General features: G+C 64.8%; 13 protein-coding genes. 8 read left to right on the top strand and 5 right to left on the bottom strand.

The genetic code is table 11. The features are described from left to right. Positions 1–35 precede the first annotated feature (35 nt). Both RPG13_RS09480 and RPG13_RS09475 read left to right on the top strand, forming a co-directional pair. Entirely contained in the window at positions 36–902 is an 867-nt protein-coding gene (locus RPG13_RS09480; RefSeq protein WP_126103792.1) for a class I SAM-dependent methyltransferase, read from the top strand. A 39-nt stretch (positions 903–941) separates the two neighbouring features. Continuing rightward, on the top strand, positions 942–1,880 hold the full coding sequence (locus tag RPG13_RS09475) for a carbon-nitrogen hydrolase family protein (RefSeq protein WP_127290185.1): 939 nt from the start codon (positions 942–944) through the stop codon (positions 1,878–1,880). A gap of 2 nt (positions 1,881–1,882) precedes the next feature. Here RPG13_RS09475 and RPG13_RS09470 read toward each other — a convergent pair whose 3' ends face one another. From RPG13_RS09470 to RPG13_RS09450, 5 genes are all read right to left on the bottom strand, one after another. Next, positions 1,883–3,454: an indolepyruvate oxidoreductase subunit beta family protein gene (locus tag RPG13_RS09470; RefSeq protein ID WP_127205434.1), complete on the bottom strand. Its 1,572-nt coding sequence runs from the start codon at positions 3,452–3,454 to the stop codon at positions 1,883–1,885. After that, entirely contained in the window at positions 3,447–5,600 is a 2,154-nt protein-coding gene (locus RPG13_RS09465; RefSeq protein ID WP_126103795.1) for a thiamine pyrophosphate-dependent enzyme, read from the bottom strand. Before RPG13_RS09465 ends, RPG13_RS09470 begins: the two co-directional genes overlap by 8 nt. 44 nt (positions 5,601–5,644) lie before the next feature. Beyond that, positions 5,645–6,124: a MarR family winged helix-turn-helix transcriptional regulator gene (locus RPG13_RS09460; protein ID WP_095487756.1), complete on the bottom strand. Its 480-nt coding sequence runs from the start codon at positions 6,122–6,124 to the stop codon at positions 5,645–5,647. Continuing rightward, entirely contained in the window at positions 6,124–7,695 is a 1,572-nt protein-coding gene (locus RPG13_RS09455) for a phytoene desaturase family protein (RefSeq protein ID WP_337124886.1), read from the bottom strand. Before RPG13_RS09455 ends, RPG13_RS09460 begins: the two co-directional genes overlap by 1 nt. Before the next feature lie 307 nt (positions 7,696–8,002). Next, complete coding sequence (locus tag RPG13_RS09450) at positions 8,003–8,794, bottom strand: cyclase family protein (protein ID WP_095487752.1); 792 nt, start codon at positions 8,792–8,794, stop codon at positions 8,003–8,005. A 122-nt stretch (positions 8,795–8,916) separates the two neighbouring features. On the opposite strand from RPG13_RS09450, the gene RPG13_RS09445 reads away from it, so the two are divergent. The 6 genes from RPG13_RS09445 to RPG13_RS09420 all read left to right on the top strand — a co-directional run bounded on the left by RPG13_RS09445 (position 8,917) and on the right by RPG13_RS09420 (position 15,746). After that, complete coding sequence (locus RPG13_RS09445; RefSeq protein ID WP_337124885.1) at positions 8,917–10,491, top strand: phytoene desaturase family protein; 1,575 nt, start codon at positions 8,917–8,919, stop codon at positions 10,489–10,491. A 109-nt stretch (positions 10,492–10,600) separates the two neighbouring features. Beyond that, positions 10,601–12,127 carry an ABC transporter substrate-binding protein gene (locus RPG13_RS09440; RefSeq protein WP_337124884.1) on the top strand — a complete coding sequence of 509 codons (1,527 nt, stop codon included), beginning with the start codon at positions 10,601–10,603 and terminating at the stop codon, positions 12,125–12,127. A 69-nt stretch (positions 12,128–12,196) separates the two neighbouring features. Continuing rightward, positions 12,197–13,204, top strand: coding sequence for an ABC transporter permease (locus RPG13_RS09435; RefSeq protein ID WP_126103801.1), 1,008 nt, complete (start codon positions 12,197–12,199; stop codon positions 13,202–13,204). Then, a complete protein-coding gene (locus RPG13_RS09430; RefSeq protein WP_095487744.1) occupies positions 13,197–14,045 on the top strand; it encodes an ABC transporter permease in 849 nt (282 codons plus the stop codon). The genes RPG13_RS09435 and RPG13_RS09430 overlap by 8 nt, the downstream gene beginning before the upstream one ends. Next, positions 14,042–14,923 carry an ABC transporter ATP-binding protein gene (locus RPG13_RS09425; protein ID WP_337124883.1) on the top strand — a complete coding sequence of 294 codons (882 nt, stop codon included), beginning with the start codon at positions 14,042–14,044 and terminating at the stop codon, positions 14,921–14,923. Before RPG13_RS09430 ends, RPG13_RS09425 begins: the two co-directional genes overlap by 4 nt. Continuing rightward, entirely contained in the window at positions 14,916–15,746 is an 831-nt protein-coding gene (locus tag RPG13_RS09420) for an ATP-binding cassette domain-containing protein (protein ID WP_128244323.1), read from the top strand. Before RPG13_RS09425 ends, RPG13_RS09420 begins: the two co-directional genes overlap by 8 nt. Positions 15,747–15,748 lie beyond the last annotated feature (2 nt).

The raw sequence follows: 15,748 nt of genomic DNA, 5'->3' as shown, positions 1-15,748 counted from the left end.
GTCCGGTTTCCGAGGTTATGCGCCAGGAGGCGACCATGGATCAGCAGCAACCGACTTTCGATCCCGTCAAGTTCAAGGAAACGACCCGCAAGCAATGGGACAGCGCGGCCGAGGCATGGAACCGCTGGGGTCCGCTCCTGTCCCGGTGGCTTGGACCGGCGACGGAACTGATGCTGGACATGACCGATGTAAAGCGCGGCAGTCGCGTCCTCGATGTCGCCGCCGGTGCCGGGGAACAGACATTGACCGCGGCGCGGCGCGTTGGCCCCGAGGGTTATGTGCTCGCGACCGACATTTCGGCCGGGATTCTCGATTTCGCCGCCAGCAACGCGAAACTGGCGGGCCATGGCAACATCGACACCATCGTCGCCGACGGCGAAATGCTGGGCGCCATATCCGCTGACCCCTTCGACGCCGTCATTTCGCGCGTCGGCCTGATCTACTTTCCGGATCAGAACAAGGCGCTGGGCGGAATGCGCGACCACCTCAAACCGGGGGGAAGGGTCGGTGCAATCGTCTATTCCACGGCAGACAAGAACCCGTTCTTTTCGATCCCTGTCGGTATCATTCGCCGCCGCGCCGCGCTGCCCGCACCACTGCCCGGCCAGCCAGGCCCATTCAGCCTGGGCGATCCCACGGTTCTAGCAAAACGTCTGATTGATGCCGGATTCCGTAACGTCCGGATCGAAAGGATCGATGCGCCGGTGCGGCTGCACTCGGCCCTGGAATGTCTGCAGTTCGAGCAGGAATCGTTTGGCGCGCTGCATCAGATGCTCGCCGGCCTGTCCGCCCGGGAACAGGACGACGCGTGGGCGGAAATCGAAGAGGCGCTTGGCCAGTTCGAGCGGGACGGACAATTCGCGGGACCATGCGAAATGCTAGTCGCGGCCGCCACAAGATAGGGACACGCCGGCCTCTGTGCCGAAGCGAGGAGGAACCTCATGACGAGAATTGCCATTGTCCAGGAACCGCCGGCTTTTCTGGATCGTGAAGGGACGATCGCCAAGGCAGTGCGGCTGGTTGCCGAGGCCGCGAATGGCGGCGCCGAGCTTGTGGTCTTCTCCGAGGCGTTCATCCCCGGATACCCCGCCTGGATCTGGCGCCTGAAGCCGGGGGCCGACGGCGGCCTGGCAGGCCAATTGCACGGGCGCCTGGTCGACAATGCCGTCGACCTCTCGTCGGATCAACTGCGCCCGCTGTTCGACGCCGCCAGGACGTTCAAGGTGACCATCCTGTGCGGCATCGACGAACGCGACAGCCAGTGGAGCCGCGCCACTATCTACAACAGCGTCATCGTAATTGGCCCGGACGGTTCGCTTCTAAACAGGCACCGCAAGCTCATGCCCACCAACCCCGAGCGGATGGTCTGGGGATTTGGTGACGCCAGCGGGCTGAAGGTCGTCGACACGCCTTCAGGACGGGTTGGCTCGCTGGTTTGCTGGGAGAACTACATGCCGCTTGCCCGGTACGCGCTCTATGCTCAAGGCATCGATATCCACGTCGCCCCAACCTACGACAGTGGCGACGGCTGGATCGGCACATTGCAGCATATCGCCCGCGAGGGCGGCTGCTGGGTCATCGGCGCCGGCAATGTCTTGCGGGTGGAAGACTTGCCGCGCGACTTTCCCGACCGTGACCGCCTCTATCCGGACGCGGACGAGTGGATCAATCAGGGCGACTCCGTGGTCATCGCGCCAGGGGGAAAAATCGTTGCCGGCCCTTTGCGCAAGGAAACAGGCATTCTGCATGCCGACATCGATCTCAAGGCGGCAATTGCCGCTCGCCGCAGTCTCGACGTCGCCGGGCACTACAGCCGGCCGGATATTTTCACCTTGCAGGTCAACGCAAAATCGCAAAGGCCGGCGGAATTCAGCTATTAGCTCTACTGCAGCGACGCCACGGTCTTCAGCGCACCATCGAGCATATCGCCCTTCTCGTCCTTTAGCGCGGCTTCGCGCAGGCGGCGGATCCAGTCGGCAGCATCCGCGCGGCCCTTGAGCAGGTCGAGCGCCGACAGCACCCGGTCGAATTTCGACTGCGCGCGAACATGGGTGTCGCTGTAGCCCTTGATCAGCCGGCGGCAGTTGAGGATCTCGACGGCAAGCGCGTAGTCTTCCCTGACATGGCCGAGCGCCAGCGCGTACCAGCGCTCGAGATGCGCGGTCTCGACCTTGTGGCGCAGCAGGCGGCGACGCCAGCGGCGCATGCCGCCGATGAACCAGAGGGCGGCAAAGCCGGCGAAGCTGTCGGTGCGGATGCGGCGGCCGCGATTGATACGGCGGTCGAGAAAGGCGGCCAGCTTCGGCCGCGCCTCGATGTAGCTGCCGAGCCCGGCCGGCAGCGTGCCGCAGAACTCCTCGATGCGCGGATGGAAATATTCGGTCACCTGGAGGATCGAGCCGTCCTTGACGCCGACCTCGCGGCGCACGCGCTTGTCGCGAGTCGAGCGCGTCTTCAGGTCAGCGACGCGGATCATGTCGTCGTAGCACATGGCGTTGGCCAGATGCTTTGCCGCAGCGATCGACAGCGCGTAGTCGTGGTCGGCATTGTCCAGGACGACCGCCCGGTCTAGCCGGTCGAGATACTCGCCGCCATAGGCGATGTCCTGATAGTCGACCACCTTCCTGAGGCCGCGAAGCGCCATGTCGCGCACCGGGGCCGGCAGCGCAGCGACCCGGGCGGCTAGTGCCTGCCAGCCCTTCATCAGGCTTTCCGGGCCGCTAACCTTTGCCGCCGAACCGATTTCGACAGCTTTCGGCTCCGCAGCCTTTTCGCCCAGAGGTGGCGCGTTCGTGATGCCGCGGGCGCGATCAAAGGAGGCGCCAAAGGCGGCGAGACTGGCCTTCACGCCGCGGCCGCCGGCACTGACCGCCTGCTCATAGCTTTCGCGGGTGAACGGCAGGGCATCGGACCCCGCCAATGCGCCGAGCAGGCTGGCCGAGATCATCGAGCCGTTGTCGGCGGCGATCTTCTCCATGTCGAAGGCGATGAAGCGCTTGGCCGCGGCTTCCGCTGTCGCATGCACCTTTGGCGACGAGGCCCGGCCGTCGCCGGGCTCGATCTTTTCCGACACCGCGGCGATGCGATGCGACGAGGCGATCAGCGTCGTGCGCTCGGGCGTGACGAAGCCACGGATGATGGCGCGGCCGGCTTCCATCAGTTCGGCGGCGATCAGTATGTCGACGTCGCCCTGCGAAGGTGATAGCGCGAAGACCGGCAGCCGGCCGGTGTCGCGGCACATCTCGACATAGTAGATGGTGGCGCCGGTGCGCTGGGCGACGCCGGCGACCGAGGTCGACTGCGCGACATAGCCGTTGCGCTCGGCGACGTCGGTGATCCAGTCGGCCAGCACGCCGCCGCCCTGGCCGCCGACCGCCAGCACGGCAAGCTTGATGACGCGCTCATCTTCGCGAGCGCCGGCTTTCGAGCGCGATGAGGGGACCGCGTCAAGCATCGGCGAATGTCAGGCGCCGGCTTTCACGGCGCCGCTGCAAGAGGCCGATCGTGGCGCGACGGGCGGCTTCCAGGAAACGGTCCCAGCGGCTCGGATTGTGCACCATGTCGGCGCGGTAGAAGGACGGGCACAGCACCGCCGCATCGGCGACCTCGCCGCAATTGCCGCAGCCGACGCAGCTCTGGTCGATATGCGCCACCGGGTCGTCGCGCAGCGGATCGTCCAGCGACTTCACCGACAGCGACGGGCAGCCGGAAAGCCGCATGCAGGCATGGTCGCCGGTGCAGATGTCTTCGTCGACGCCGAATTTCGGCTTGACGATCCGCTCACCGCCCTTGATCGCCTTGTCGACCAGCGGCTTCTCGCGGCGCTGCCGGTTGAGCATGCATTCGGACGAGGCGACGATGACTTTCGGGCCCTTCTCGTCCGTCGTCAGCGCCTCGCGCAGCGTGTCCTGCATCTTGGTGACATCGTAGGTGCGGTCGATGTGGCGCAGCCATTTAACGCCCATGCCTTTCACCGCCTCGGTGATCGGATGCTTTGTCGATTTCGTCTTATTGCCGGCGCGGGATGAAAGAATATCCTGCCCTCCCGTCGCGGCAGAATAGAAATTGTCGACGATGACGATGACGCCGTCGTTCTTGTTGAACACCGCATTGCCGATCGACGAGGTCAGTCCGTTGTGCCAGAAGCCGCCGTCGCCGACGAAGGAGATCGAGCGGCGCTTGGCGTCGGGCGAATTGAACGCCGAAGCCGAGGCCGGCCCCAGCCCGTAGCCCATTGTGGTGGCGCCAAGCTCGAAAGGCGGCATGATCGAAAACAGATGGCAGCCGATGTCGGAGGCGATGTGGTGCTTGCCCAACTCCTGCTCGACCAGCTTGGTGGCGGCAAAGATCGGCCGCTCCGGACAGCCGACGCAGAAGCCTGGCGGACGGCCCGGGACGACATTGACCAGGTCGGCGGTATCGAGCCCGTCGCCGATCTTGTTCGGCGCGCGGACCTCGCCCGGCAGCAAATGGGGGATGGTGGCGCGCAGGAACGATCCGATGCCGTCGAGCATGACCTGGCCGGTATATTCGCCGGCCATCGGCAGATGTTCCTTGCCGACGAGTTTGGTGCCGCGCCCGGCTTTGTGCAGCATCGCGGCAAAGGCCTGCTCGATATAATTGGGCTGGCCTTCCTCGACGACGAGCACGGCGTCCTTGCCCTCGCAGAAGGACAGGAACTCGTCATCGACCAAGGGATAGACGGCATTCAGCACGTAGAGCGGCACGTCTGTCTCGCCATAAGTATCGGCAAGGCCGAGGCGCTGCAGCGCCCGGATGACCGAATTGTACATGCCGCCCTGCATGACGATGCCGACCGAGCCGTGCTCGGGTCCGAAGAACTCGTTGATCTTGTTCTCGCGGATGAAATCCACCGCTGCCGGCCAGCGTTTTTGCACTTTTTCCTTCTCGTGCAGGAAGGAGGCTGGCGGCAGCACGATGCGGCCGGTGTCGCGGCGCGGCGCGTCGAGCGCATCGGCCACCGTCATCGCCGGCCGCTTGTTGTCCTTGGCGATGAAATGGCCATGAACGTGACAGCAGCGGATGCGGACCTGCAGCATAACCGGCGTGTTGGAAATCTCCGACAGTTCGAAGCCGTCCTCCACCGCCTTGACGATCGACGGCAGGTTCGGGCGGGGATCGAGCAGCCAGACCTGGCTCTTCATGGCGAAGGCGTGGCTGCGTTCCTGCATGATCGAGGAGCCCTCGCCATAGTCCTCGCCGACGATGATCAGCGCGCCGCCGGTGACTCCGCCCGAGGCGAGATTGGCGAGCGCATCCGACGCAACATTGGTGCCGACCGTCGACTTGAAAGTCGCCGCGCCACGGATCGGATAATGCACCGATGCCGCCAGCATGGCGGTGGCGGTCGCTTCTGAGGCGCTCGCCTCGAAATGCACGCCGAGCTCACCCAGAATATCCTGCGCGTCGGCCAGCACGTCCATCAGATGGCTGATCGGCGCGCCCTGATAGCCGCCGACATAACCGACCCCGCATTGCAGCAGCGCCTTGGTGATGGCGAGAATGCCCTCGCCGGAAAACTCCTCGCCAGCGCCGAGCCTGAGCTTTTCGACTTCCTTGGCAAAAGACCGTTCGGCCATTTTTGGCTCCTTCCGTTACCGCCGGCATCCGGCAGCGCGTAAGATCAAATGTCGTGCTTGCGAATGTTCTTCAGCATCTTCTGCAGCGTCGCGATCAGCGCCGAATATTCGGCATCGTCGACGTCGTCGAACATCGCCTCGAACGCGTCATGCATGGCCGGCCAGGCGCGGGTGAACTCGGCGCGACCCTCGTCGGTCAGGAACACATGGCGGATGCGGCTGTCGGTTACCCCCTGCTCCCGCCGCACAAACCCTTGTCCTTCCAGCGTGTCGAGTGTCCGGCTCAACGTCGACTGCTCGATGACCGTATAGACCGAGAGATCGTTGACGGTGACGCCGTCGGCGACCGACAGCACGGCCAGCGTCCGGACCTGCGGAATGGTCAGGCCCTGCTTGCGGAAATCGTCGCGCAAGGTGGCGTTGTAGCGACCCATGATGCGGTTCATCAGATAGGGCGCGAATTGCTGCAGGCCGATCTGGCCCAAAGTCGAGATGCGCTGGCGCTTTTCAACCTTCTGTTCCATCACAGCCTCCCCGCCAGCAGGAAGCCGGAGCCGCCGCCAAGCCCGGCGCCGGGATGGGTGGAGGCGCCGATATGGTAGAGGCCCTTGATCCCGGTGGCGTGATTACGGCTCGTCTTGAACGGCCGCCACAGGAACGACTGGTCGATGGTCGAGGAGCCACCATAGGGATCGCCGCCGACCAGATTGATGTTCATCGCTTCCAGATCGGCCGGCGAATAGGCGCGGCGTGCAATGACGCTGTCCTTGAGCCCGGCGATATGGCTGGCGAGGATCGCTTCGGCACGGTCCGCGTAGGCTTCGCGCAATGCCTCGGTCCAGCGGCCGTCGGCCGGCGTCGGCAGCTTGCCGGCGGCATCGCCCTTGATATGGCGTGGGGCCTCGGGCAGTTGCAGCCACAGGATCGCCTTTCCGTCCGGACAGCGCGAAGGATCGAGCGCATGCGGTTGGCCGACGCAGATGGTCGGAACCTCCGGCAGCATGCCGCGCGTGGCCTCGTTGCAGGCTTTCGATACACCGTCGAGCCCGGGGGTCAGATGCAGCAGCGCGACCTTGTCCAAGCCGTCGCCGCGCCATGCGGGTGGTTTGTCCAAGGCATAGTGGATCTGGAAATTGCCCTTGCCGTAGCGGTATTTTTGCGTCGCTTCGACGTCGGCTTTCGGCGCTGCGTCGCCGAGCAGCCGCTCGTAGAGCTGGGTCGGCGTGACCGAACAGATGACGCTCTTCTTCGCGGTGACCGTTTCGCCCGAAGCCAGCCGCACGCCGGTGGCTCGGCCTCCGCTCTGGACGATCGAGGCGACGTCCCCTTCAGTCCGGATCACGCCGCCGCGCTCCTTGATCAGCGCTTCGAACGCGGACATCAGGTTCTTCGCGCCGCCCTTGACGATCGGCGCCCCGGCCGCTTCGAGCGCGAAGGCGATTACCCTGGCGATCTGGCCGGAAAACGCGTCTTCTGGCCCGAGACCGGCATGCAGCACCCAGGGCGCCCACAGCGCGCGGGTGGTTTCGGATTGGTAGGTGCTCTCCAGCCAGCCGCGCGCCGGCACCAGCGCTGCGCCAAGAAAGGCGGCAAGCTCACGCGGGCCGCGGCGCCAGGCTTCGCCCGCCAGCAGCTTTGCCGTGGGGTACGACCACAGGCTGCCGCCAAGCAGGCCGAACAGCAGGCCGGCATTGCGCTCGATCTCACCGACATCGCTGCCGTGCCGGTCGCCGTCACCTGCCGTCATCGTATTCATCCCCGCGACATTGGCGGGGCGGTCGGTGCGCAGGATGGCATGGCTGCCGTCCGGGCGCAGCACGCCGGTCGGCGTGCCGGTGTTGCAGAATTCCAGGCCGTGCCGCGCCAGATCCTTGCCCAGCGCCGCATAGGCCGGCGAGGTGATGAACAGGACGAAGGTCGTCGCCATCACGTCATGGATGAAACCAGGCGCGGTGATCTCCTCGGTGCGCATGCAACCGCCGATGCGGTCGTTGCGCTCGAGCACCAGCACTTTCGCCCCCTTGCCGCCAAGCATCGCCGCGCAGACCAGCGCGTTGATGCCGCTGCCGACGATGATGTGATCGGGCGCGTTCATCGACGATTGCTCCCCGCCGGCAGGAGTTCAATTGGGGAGATTGGCGCTCTACGGCGCCCCCCTCTGTCCTGCCGGACATCTCCCCCTCCAGGGGGGAGATCGGCCGTCACTGCGGCCTTCGAAAATCTCCAAGGCTGTAGGAATGAGCTGGGCGTCGGAACTGCCGATCTCCCCCCTGGAGGGGGAGATGTCCGGCAGGACAGAGGGGGGCGCCGTAGAGCCGCAGCGTTACAAGGCTGCCGCTCCCAAATCGTCACTACAGCGTTACCTGCGACCATGATCTTCTCCCGAAGACCGCCACCTCGTCCTAATGCCTTGGCACCAGCGCCAGCGCGCGGATCGGGCTGCCGGTGCCGTGCTCGATCTTGAGCGGTGCCGCGATCAGGATCGCGCCTTTCGGCGGCAGCCGGTCGAGGTTGCAGAGGCTGGCGAGGCCGTAGCGGTTGGCCTTGTGCATCAGGCTGTGCGCCGGGAATGGCGGCTCCATTCCCCCTGCTTTGCCAGCATCCGTGCCGATCGTCTCGCTGCCCCAGCCCTTGATGTCCTTGCTGATCAGAAACTGGATGGCCTCGGCCGTCGGTCCGGGCGTGTGCGGTCCGGTCTCGTCGGCGTTGAGGAATTCGGCTTCCGAGCCGTTGCGCTTGTACCAGTCGGTGCGCATCACCACCCATTCGCCGGCATTGATCGTGCCGTGCTCGGCTTCCCAGGCCTTGATGTGGTCGACGGTGAGCAGGAAATCGTGATCGGCAGCGGCTTGCTTCGAGCAGTCTATGACATTGACCGGCCCGACGAAGTTCTGCGCCGGAATGGTGTCGGTGGCGCCGTCCGGATAATCCTTGCCGGTGATCCAGTGCTGCGGCGCGTCGAAATGCGTGCCCGAATGTTCGCCGAGCTTGAGCCAGTTCCACGCCCACCATGGTCCGTTCTTGTCATAGGCGGAGATGGCGTGGATCTCGACCTTCGGCGTATCGACGGCGAGTTCCGGCGGCAGCTTGATCAGCGGCGTGTTCGGCCCAAGCGGGGCCGTCAAGTCGACCACCTGGATGGCGCCTGAAAGAAGCTGGCCGGCGACCTCGCCGAGGAGTTTTTGCGTGTCCATGGTCTCTGTTCCCTCTTCTTGGATGGCTCTGAAGGCTCGTTGCGGCCCTTAATATCCTACTAGACGAAAACATATGCATCTGCAATTATCTTTAAGCATAAAGGAAATGGGTTGGGTGGGGTGTGAGCGAGTTTGACGCCATTTTCGTCGGGGCGGGCCACAACAGTCTGGCATGCGCCGCGCATCTGGCGTTGAAAGGTTGGAAAACCGCGATTTTCGAGCGCAGCGCAACAATCGGCGGCGCCGTCCAGACCCGCGAATTCACGCTTCCCGGCTTCCGGCACGATTTCGGCGCGATGAATCTGAGCCTGTTCGCCGGCTCGGCCTTTCACAAGAAATATGCAAATGAATTGAAAAAACACGGGCTGGAATTTGCGCCGGTCGCCGACTGCTTTGCCAGCGCCTTTCCCGACGGACGCTGGTTCGGTGTCAGCCACGACCTGGAGAAGACCGCGTCGCGCCTCGCCGGATTTTCGCAAGCCGACGCCGCCACCTGGCGCCGGCTGGTTGACGCCTTCCCGCCGGAGGCCGAGCATCTGTTCCGGCTGCTAGGAGCGCCGATGAGCGGGCGGGCGCTGGCCGGCACTGCATGGAACCTGTGGCGCAGGAAGGGCTTTGCCGGCACGCTCGACACCGGTCGCCTGCTGCTGTCGTCGCCGCGCGCGTGGCTCGAGGAGAATTTCGAGACCCCGCATGTCAGAGCGACGCTCGCCGCCTGGGGCATGCATCTCGACTTCGCCCCCGACATCGCCGGCGGCGCGGTGTTCCCATATCTGGAATCGATGGCCAGCCAGTGCTTCGGCATGGTGCTCGGCAAGGGCGGCGCCGACACCATCATCCGCGCCCTGTCGGGCATGGTCACCGCTGCCGGCGGCCAGATTGTCACCGGGGCTGAGGTGGCCGAAATCACGGTTTCCGCCGGCAAGGCGACCGGCGTGCGGCTTGCCTCCGGCGAGACCCACACTGCCACCAAGGCGGTCGTCGCCGGGGTTGCACCAGGGGCGTTGCCCGGCAGACTGCTGCCTGATGGTTCCGGCGACGCCAGTTTCGACGCGGCGATGAAAAAATTCCGTCATGCGCCGGGCACGATGATGATCCATCTGGCGCTAGACGATCTGCCGGACTGGCGCGCCGGCGCCGAGCTTCGGCAGTTCGCGTATGTGCATCTGTCGCCTTCGCTCGACGCCATGTCGCGCACCTATCAGCAGGCAATGTCCGGCATGCTGCCGGACGAGCCGGTTCTGGTCGTCGGCCAGCCGACTGCGGTCGATCCGTCGCGGGCGCCGGAAGGCAAGCATGTGCTGTGGGTGCAGGTGCGCATGCTGCCCGCCGAAATGTCAGGCGATGCGGCGGGCAAAATCGCGCCGGCCCACTGGGACAACGTCAAGGAGCGCTATGCCGAGCGCGTTCTCGACATCATCGAGATCTATGCGCCCGGCCTTCGCCGGAAGATCCGCGGCCGCGCCGTTTTCTCGCCGCTCGACCTCGAACGCGAGAACCCCAACCTCGTCGGCGGCGACCAGATCTGCGGCAGCCACCATCTGGCGCAGAATTTCCTGTTTCGCCCGGCGCGCGGTTATGCCGGGTGGAACACGCCGGTCGGGAATTTGCATCTCACAGGCGCTGCAACATGGCCGGGGGCCGGCACCGGTGCAGCCTCGGGCTATATGCTCGCTCAACAGCTTGGCGGGAGGTAGAATCCAAAACACTTGCGGGTGAAGGAGAGGCAATGCGCGGTTGCCCAAGGAGCCTGAACCCACTGAACGACAACGACGACGCGCACAGAAAACCAACAGGGGAACGACCATGACAATCAACAGACGAGAATTGCTCGGATATGGCGCAGCAGCACTTGGCGCCACCGTCATCGGCCTGCCGCAGATAGCAAACGCAGCCGGTGAACTGACCATCGCCTACAATGTCAACCTGCCGTCCTGGGACCCGACCACCGGGCCTTCGGCGGTCAACCCGACGATCCAGGGCCTCTACCAGTCGGTGTTCGACCAGTTCATTCCGCAGAAGCCGGACCTGTCCTTCGCGCCGGGCCTGCTTACCGAATGGGGCTGGAACGACGACCGCACCAAGATCATGATGACGGTGCGCGACGGCGTCACCTGGCATGACGGCTCGCCGTTCACGGCCGAGGACGTGGTCTGGTCGCTGCAACGGGCGGGCAACGAGAAGACCGGCAACCCGATCCAATTCGTCTGGAAGAACGTCAACAACTTCAAGATCGACGGCAACAAGATCACCGGAGACGTCGTGCAGTTCGACCCGGTGTATTTCAAATGGATGTCGTTCCTGACCGGCTACATCATGCCGAAGGCCTATTACGAGAAGGTCGGCGCCGAAGGCTTCGAGAAGGCTCCGATCGGCACCGGCCCGTACATGGTCGACAAATTCGAGCGCAACGCCTTCCTGCGGCTGAAGGCCAATCCGAACTATTGGGGCGGCAAGCCGGCCTTTGAGAATGTGACGATCAAGTTCGTCACCGATGCGGCGAGCCGCGTTGCCGAAATCGAGTCCGGTTCCTCGCAGGTGACGCTCGAAATCCCCTATGAGGAATATGACCGCCTGATCGCCAAGGACGGGCTTGCCGGCTCGTGCAAGAATGTTTCCGACATCGGCATGATCTTCTTCAACGACATCGACGTGATGCTGGACAAGAACGTCCGCCAGGCCGCCGTCATGGCGGTCGACAAGAAGCTGCTGGTTGACCGCCTGCTGCGCGGCTACGGCCAGCCGATCGACACGCTGGAAACACCGGAATACGCCGCCTACGATGCGTCGATCAAGGTCGAGCACAATCCGGAAAAAGCCAAGGAATTGCTGGCCGCCTCCGGCTATTCGCCGGAAAAGCCGGTCAAGTTCACGATACAGACGACCAAGGGCTTCAAGCCCAAGGACTACGAGATGATCCAGGCGATCGTCGGCATGTGGCGCAAGGTCGGCATCGAGGCGACGATCGAGGTCTACGAGATCGCCAAGCACTACGAGCTGCGCGCCGCCGACAAGCTGACGCCGGCGGCCTTCTACAATTGGGGCAACGCGATCGGCGATCCGACGACGTCGACCGGCTTTGCCACCTATGGCCCGAGCCCGCATTCGGTGTGGGACAGCCAGGATCTGATCGACATGATCAACCCGCTATGGGGCGAGAAAGACGAGGCCAAGCGCATCGGCGGCTGGAAGGTTGTCGACAAGTACATCGCCGAGCAGGCCTATGTGCTGCCGCTGATCCAGTATGCGCAGCCGATCGTGCATGCCAAGGGCGTCAATGTCGTGCAGCATATATCCGGCGCGCTGCTGCCGGCGCTGATGACCCCGGCGTGAGATCGGCATAGCGTCCAAGCGCGCCATCGCCGTCGATGGCGCGCCCTTTCCGCAGGCATACGGGCGACCATGCTGCTGCAAAGATTCCTGATCCGTCTTCTGACGATGGCGATCACGCTGTTCGGCGTCGCCGTCGTGGTTTTCGTCGTCATTCGCGTCGCGCCCGGCGACCCGATCGCGATGATGCTGCCGCCCGGCGCCACCGATGCCGACATCGCCCGGTTGCGTGCGCTCTATGGGCTCGACAAGACCATCGTCGAGCAGTTCTTCATCTGGCTGTCCGGCGTTGTCAGAGGCGATTTCGGCACCTCGATCTCGCTTAGGCAAGACGTGCTGGGGCTGGTCTTCAACCGGCTGCCGGCGACACTGGAGCTCGCTATCGTCGCTCTTTTGATGGCGCTGGCGATCGGCGGCACGACGGCGATCCTTGGCGCGCGGGAACGCGGCACCGCAGTCGAGGCCGGCATCGACATCGCCAGCGGTGCAGCCCTTTCCATTCCCGATTTTTTGTGGGGCCTGGTGCTGATCCTTTTGTTCGGGGTGCTGGTGCCTATCTTCGACATTTCCGGCCGGGTTTCGCCGCAGCTCGACCTTCCCTTCGTCACCCAGTTCTATCTGTTCGAAAGCATTGCGCGGCTGCGCTTCGACCTGACCAAGGACCTGCTCGGGCACATGCTGATGCCGGCCGTGGCCCTGGCGTTGCCGCTGGCCGCGATCATCTCGCAGCTATTGAAACAGTCGCTGAAGGAAGTGCTCGATCTCGACTACGTCGTGCTGGCGCGCGTCAAGGGTTTTTCCGAAACGCAGGTCATCCTGCGCGAGGCGCTGAAGAACGCCGCGCTGCCGACGCTCACCCTGGTCGGCGTGCAGTTCACTTTTCTGATCGGCGGCACGGTCATCGTCGAACGGCTGTTTTCCTATGAGGGTCTCGGCAATATGGCGATCGACGCCGTAATCAACCGCGACCTGCCACTGATCCAAGGCATCGTGCTGGTCTTCGCCCTGCTGTTCGTGCTGATCAACCTCACTGTCGACATGATGTACGCACTGCTCAATCCGAGGCTGCGCCATGGATGACGGCCGCATCTCCAGACATGGCTCGGGCGCAAGGCTGTGGCTGGCCGGCGGCTGGCTGCTGCTCGCGCTGCTGGCGGCGATCTTCGCGCCGCTGGTCGCGCCGCAGGACCCGCTGGCGCAGGACCTGATGTTCGAGCGCCTGCCGCCGTTCTGGATGAGCGGCGCGGAGCCCGGCTTCTGGCTCGGCACCGACAGCCTCGGCCGCGATCTCCTGTCGCGGCTGATCTTCGGCGCCCGCATCGCCTTCATCGTCGCCTTCGCGGCAGCCTTGGCCGCCTGTCTGGTCGGCTCGACGCTCGGGCTTGTCGCCGGCTATTTCGGCGGCTGGGCCGACCGCATCATCTCGCGCATCGTCGACGTCTGGATGGCGTTTCCGCCGGTGCTGTTCGCCATCCTGCTGGTCGCCGTGCTCGGCACCGGCCTGAGCTCGGTCATCATCGCCATCGCGGTCATCGACTGGACGCGCTTCTGCCGGGTGATCCGCGCCGAGACCATGGGCCAGGCGCGCATGGATTATGTCGAGAACGCCCGCATCGCCGGCTACGGCCGCATCGGCATCATGCTGCGCGAAGTGCTGCCCAATGTGGTGCCGTCGATCGTCGCGCTCCTGTCACTGGAAATGGGCATCGCCGTCATCGTCGAGGCGATCCTGTCCTTCGTCAATCTGTCGATCTCGACCGACGACCCGACCTGGGGCGGCATCATCGCCGAGGGCCGCCTGTCGATCCATCAGGCGTGGTGGGTGCTGGTGTTCCCGCTGGTCACGCTGATCCTGACGGTGCTGTCGTTCAGCCAGTTCGGCGAAGGCCTGAAGGCACGCTTCGATCCGGTGCTGCGATGAACGCGAGCTGCCTCAACATCGCCAATCTCAGCGCCGTGCTGCCGAATGGCGCCCGCGTGCTGCGCTCGGTCTCGCTCTCGGTCCAACCCGGCGAGGTTCGCGCGCTGGTCGGCGAGAGCGGCGCCGGCAAGACGATGATCGGCAAGGCGGTGCTCGGCGTTCTGCCACTGAGCGTTCGCATCGTCGAGGGCGACATGCTGCTCGAAGGTGAAGATCTCGGCCGGCTTCAGCCAAAGGCGAGGCGCACCTTGATCGGCGCCCGCACCGCGCTGATCCCGCAGGATCCGCTGACCGCGCTCAACCCGTCGCGCCGCATCGGTCCGCAGATGACCGACCGGCTGGTGCGCATCCTCGGCTGGAGCGGACAGAGAGCCGACGCCCGCACCCGCCAGTTGCTCGACGAGGTGCAGATCCGCGACCCGGACCGCGTCCTCAAATGCTATCCGCACGAGCTTTCCGGCGGCATGCGCCAGCGCGTGCTGATCGCCGCCGCCTTCGCCGCCGAGCCAAGGCTGATCGTCGCCGACGAGCCGACAACGGCGCTCGACGTGACCGTGCAGAAGCAGATCCTGCGCCTGATCGCGCAGTTGCAGCGCGAGCACGGCACGGCGATCCTGTTCGTCACCCATGATCTCGGCGTCGTCGCCAAGATCAGCCAGAAAGTATCGGTGCTCTATGCCGGCAAGGTGGTGGAGGAGGCCGAGACGGCGGCGCTGTTCGCAGCTCCGCAGCACCCCTACACGCGAGCGCTGATGGCGGCGACACCGCGCTACACCGACCCGTTCGCCTCTCTGAGACCGGTGGACGACGCGGTATTGGCCGGGCTGGCCGCGGAGATCGCCGCCGCCGACCAGGCCTGGAGGCGCCCGCATGGCTGAGCCGCTGTTTTCCGTCCGCGGCCTGAAGGTCGCGCTACCCGACATGACGCGCAAGCCGCTGATCGGCCGCGCGCCGCTGGCCGAAATCCTGAAAGGTCTGGATTTCGACCTGCCAAAGGGGTCGGTGACCGGCATCGTCGGTGAATCCGGATCGGGCAAGTCGACGCTCGGCCGCGCCCTCGTACGCCTGCTGGAGCCCAGCGCCGGCAGCATCACCTTCGACGGCCGCGACATCACGCATCTGCCGGAGGCCGAGCTCAGGCCGCTGCGCCGCAATCTGCAGATGATCTTCCAGGATCCGATGTCGTCGCTCAATCCGCGCCGCACCATTGCCAGCATCATCGCCGCACCGCTCAGGCAAAACGGGTTTGGCGACAATCTCAAGGGGCGTGTCGCGGAGGCATTGCAGCGCGTCGGCCTGCCGCAAAGCTTCGCCAGCCGCTACCGTCACGAACTGTCGGGCGGCCAGCGCCAGCGCGTCGGCATTGCCCGGGCGCTCGCGCTGTCGCCGAAATTCGTGCTGGCCGACGAGATCGTCTCCGGTCTCGACGTATCGACCCAGGCACAGATCCTGACGTTGCTGGAAAAGCTGGCCGCCGAAATGGGCCTGACGGTCGCCTTCATCAGCCACGATCTGTCGGTGATCCGGCGGCTTTGCCGGCAAGTGATCGTCATGCGCGAAGGCGTGATCGTCGAGGCAAGCGCCACCGACGCTTTGTTCGAGAAGCCGCGGCAGGCCTACACACGCGACCTGATATCAGCCATCCCGCTGCCCGAGATCGATGACGGCTGGCTGCTGCCCACCGCTAAGGTGCCGGTATGAAG

This window comes from Mesorhizobium sp. ISC15 (genome assembly GCF_037162615.1).
GTDB classification, from domain to species: Bacteria; Pseudomonadota; Alphaproteobacteria; order Rhizobiales; family Rhizobiaceae; genus Mesorhizobium; species Mesorhizobium mediterraneum.
This window is presented reverse-complemented; position numbering and strand designations above follow the sequence as displayed.

Bases quoted from the DNA above. Each gene is read 5' to 3' on its own strand.
- RPG13_RS09425 (WP_337124883.1), top strand. From the start codon at position 14,042: ATGAACGCGAGCTGCCTCAACATCGCCAATCTCAGCGCCGTGCTGCCG.
- RPG13_RS09465 (WP_126103795.1), bottom strand. From the start codon at position 5,600: ATGGCCGAACGGTCTTTTGCCAAGGAAGTCGAAAAGCTCAGGCTCGGC.
- RPG13_RS09475 (WP_127290185.1), top strand. From the start codon at position 942: ATGACGAGAATTGCCATTGTCCAGGAACCGCCGGCTTTTCTGGATCGT.
- RPG13_RS09440 (WP_337124884.1), top strand. From the start codon at position 10,601: ATGACAATCAACAGACGAGAATTGCTCGGATATGGCGCAGCAGCACTT.
- RPG13_RS09420 (WP_128244323.1), top strand. From the start codon at position 14,916: ATGGCTGAGCCGCTGTTTTCCGTCCGCGGCCTGAAGGTCGCGCTACCC.
- RPG13_RS09430 (WP_095487744.1), top strand. From the start codon at position 13,197: ATGGATGACGGCCGCATCTCCAGACATGGCTCGGGCGCAAGGCTGTGG.
- RPG13_RS09450 (WP_095487752.1), bottom strand. From the start codon at position 8,794: ATGGACACGCAAAAACTCCTCGGCGAGGTCGCCGGCCAGCTTCTTTCA.
- RPG13_RS09460 (WP_095487756.1), bottom strand. From the start codon at position 6,124: ATGGAACAGAAGGTTGAAAAGCGCCAGCGCATCTCGACTTTGGGCCAG.
- RPG13_RS09435 (WP_126103801.1), top strand. From the start codon at position 12,197: ATGCTGCTGCAAAGATTCCTGATCCGTCTTCTGACGATGGCGATCACG.
- RPG13_RS09455 (WP_337124886.1), bottom strand. From the start codon at position 7,695: ATGAACGCGCCCGATCACATCATCGTCGGCAGCGGCATCAACGCGCTG.
- RPG13_RS09470 (WP_127205434.1), bottom strand. From the start codon at position 3,454: ATGCTTGACGCGGTCCCCTCATCGCGCTCGAAAGCCGGCGCTCGCGAA.
- RPG13_RS09480 (WP_126103792.1), top strand. From the start codon at position 36: ATGGATCAGCAGCAACCGACTTTCGATCCCGTCAAGTTCAAGGAAACG.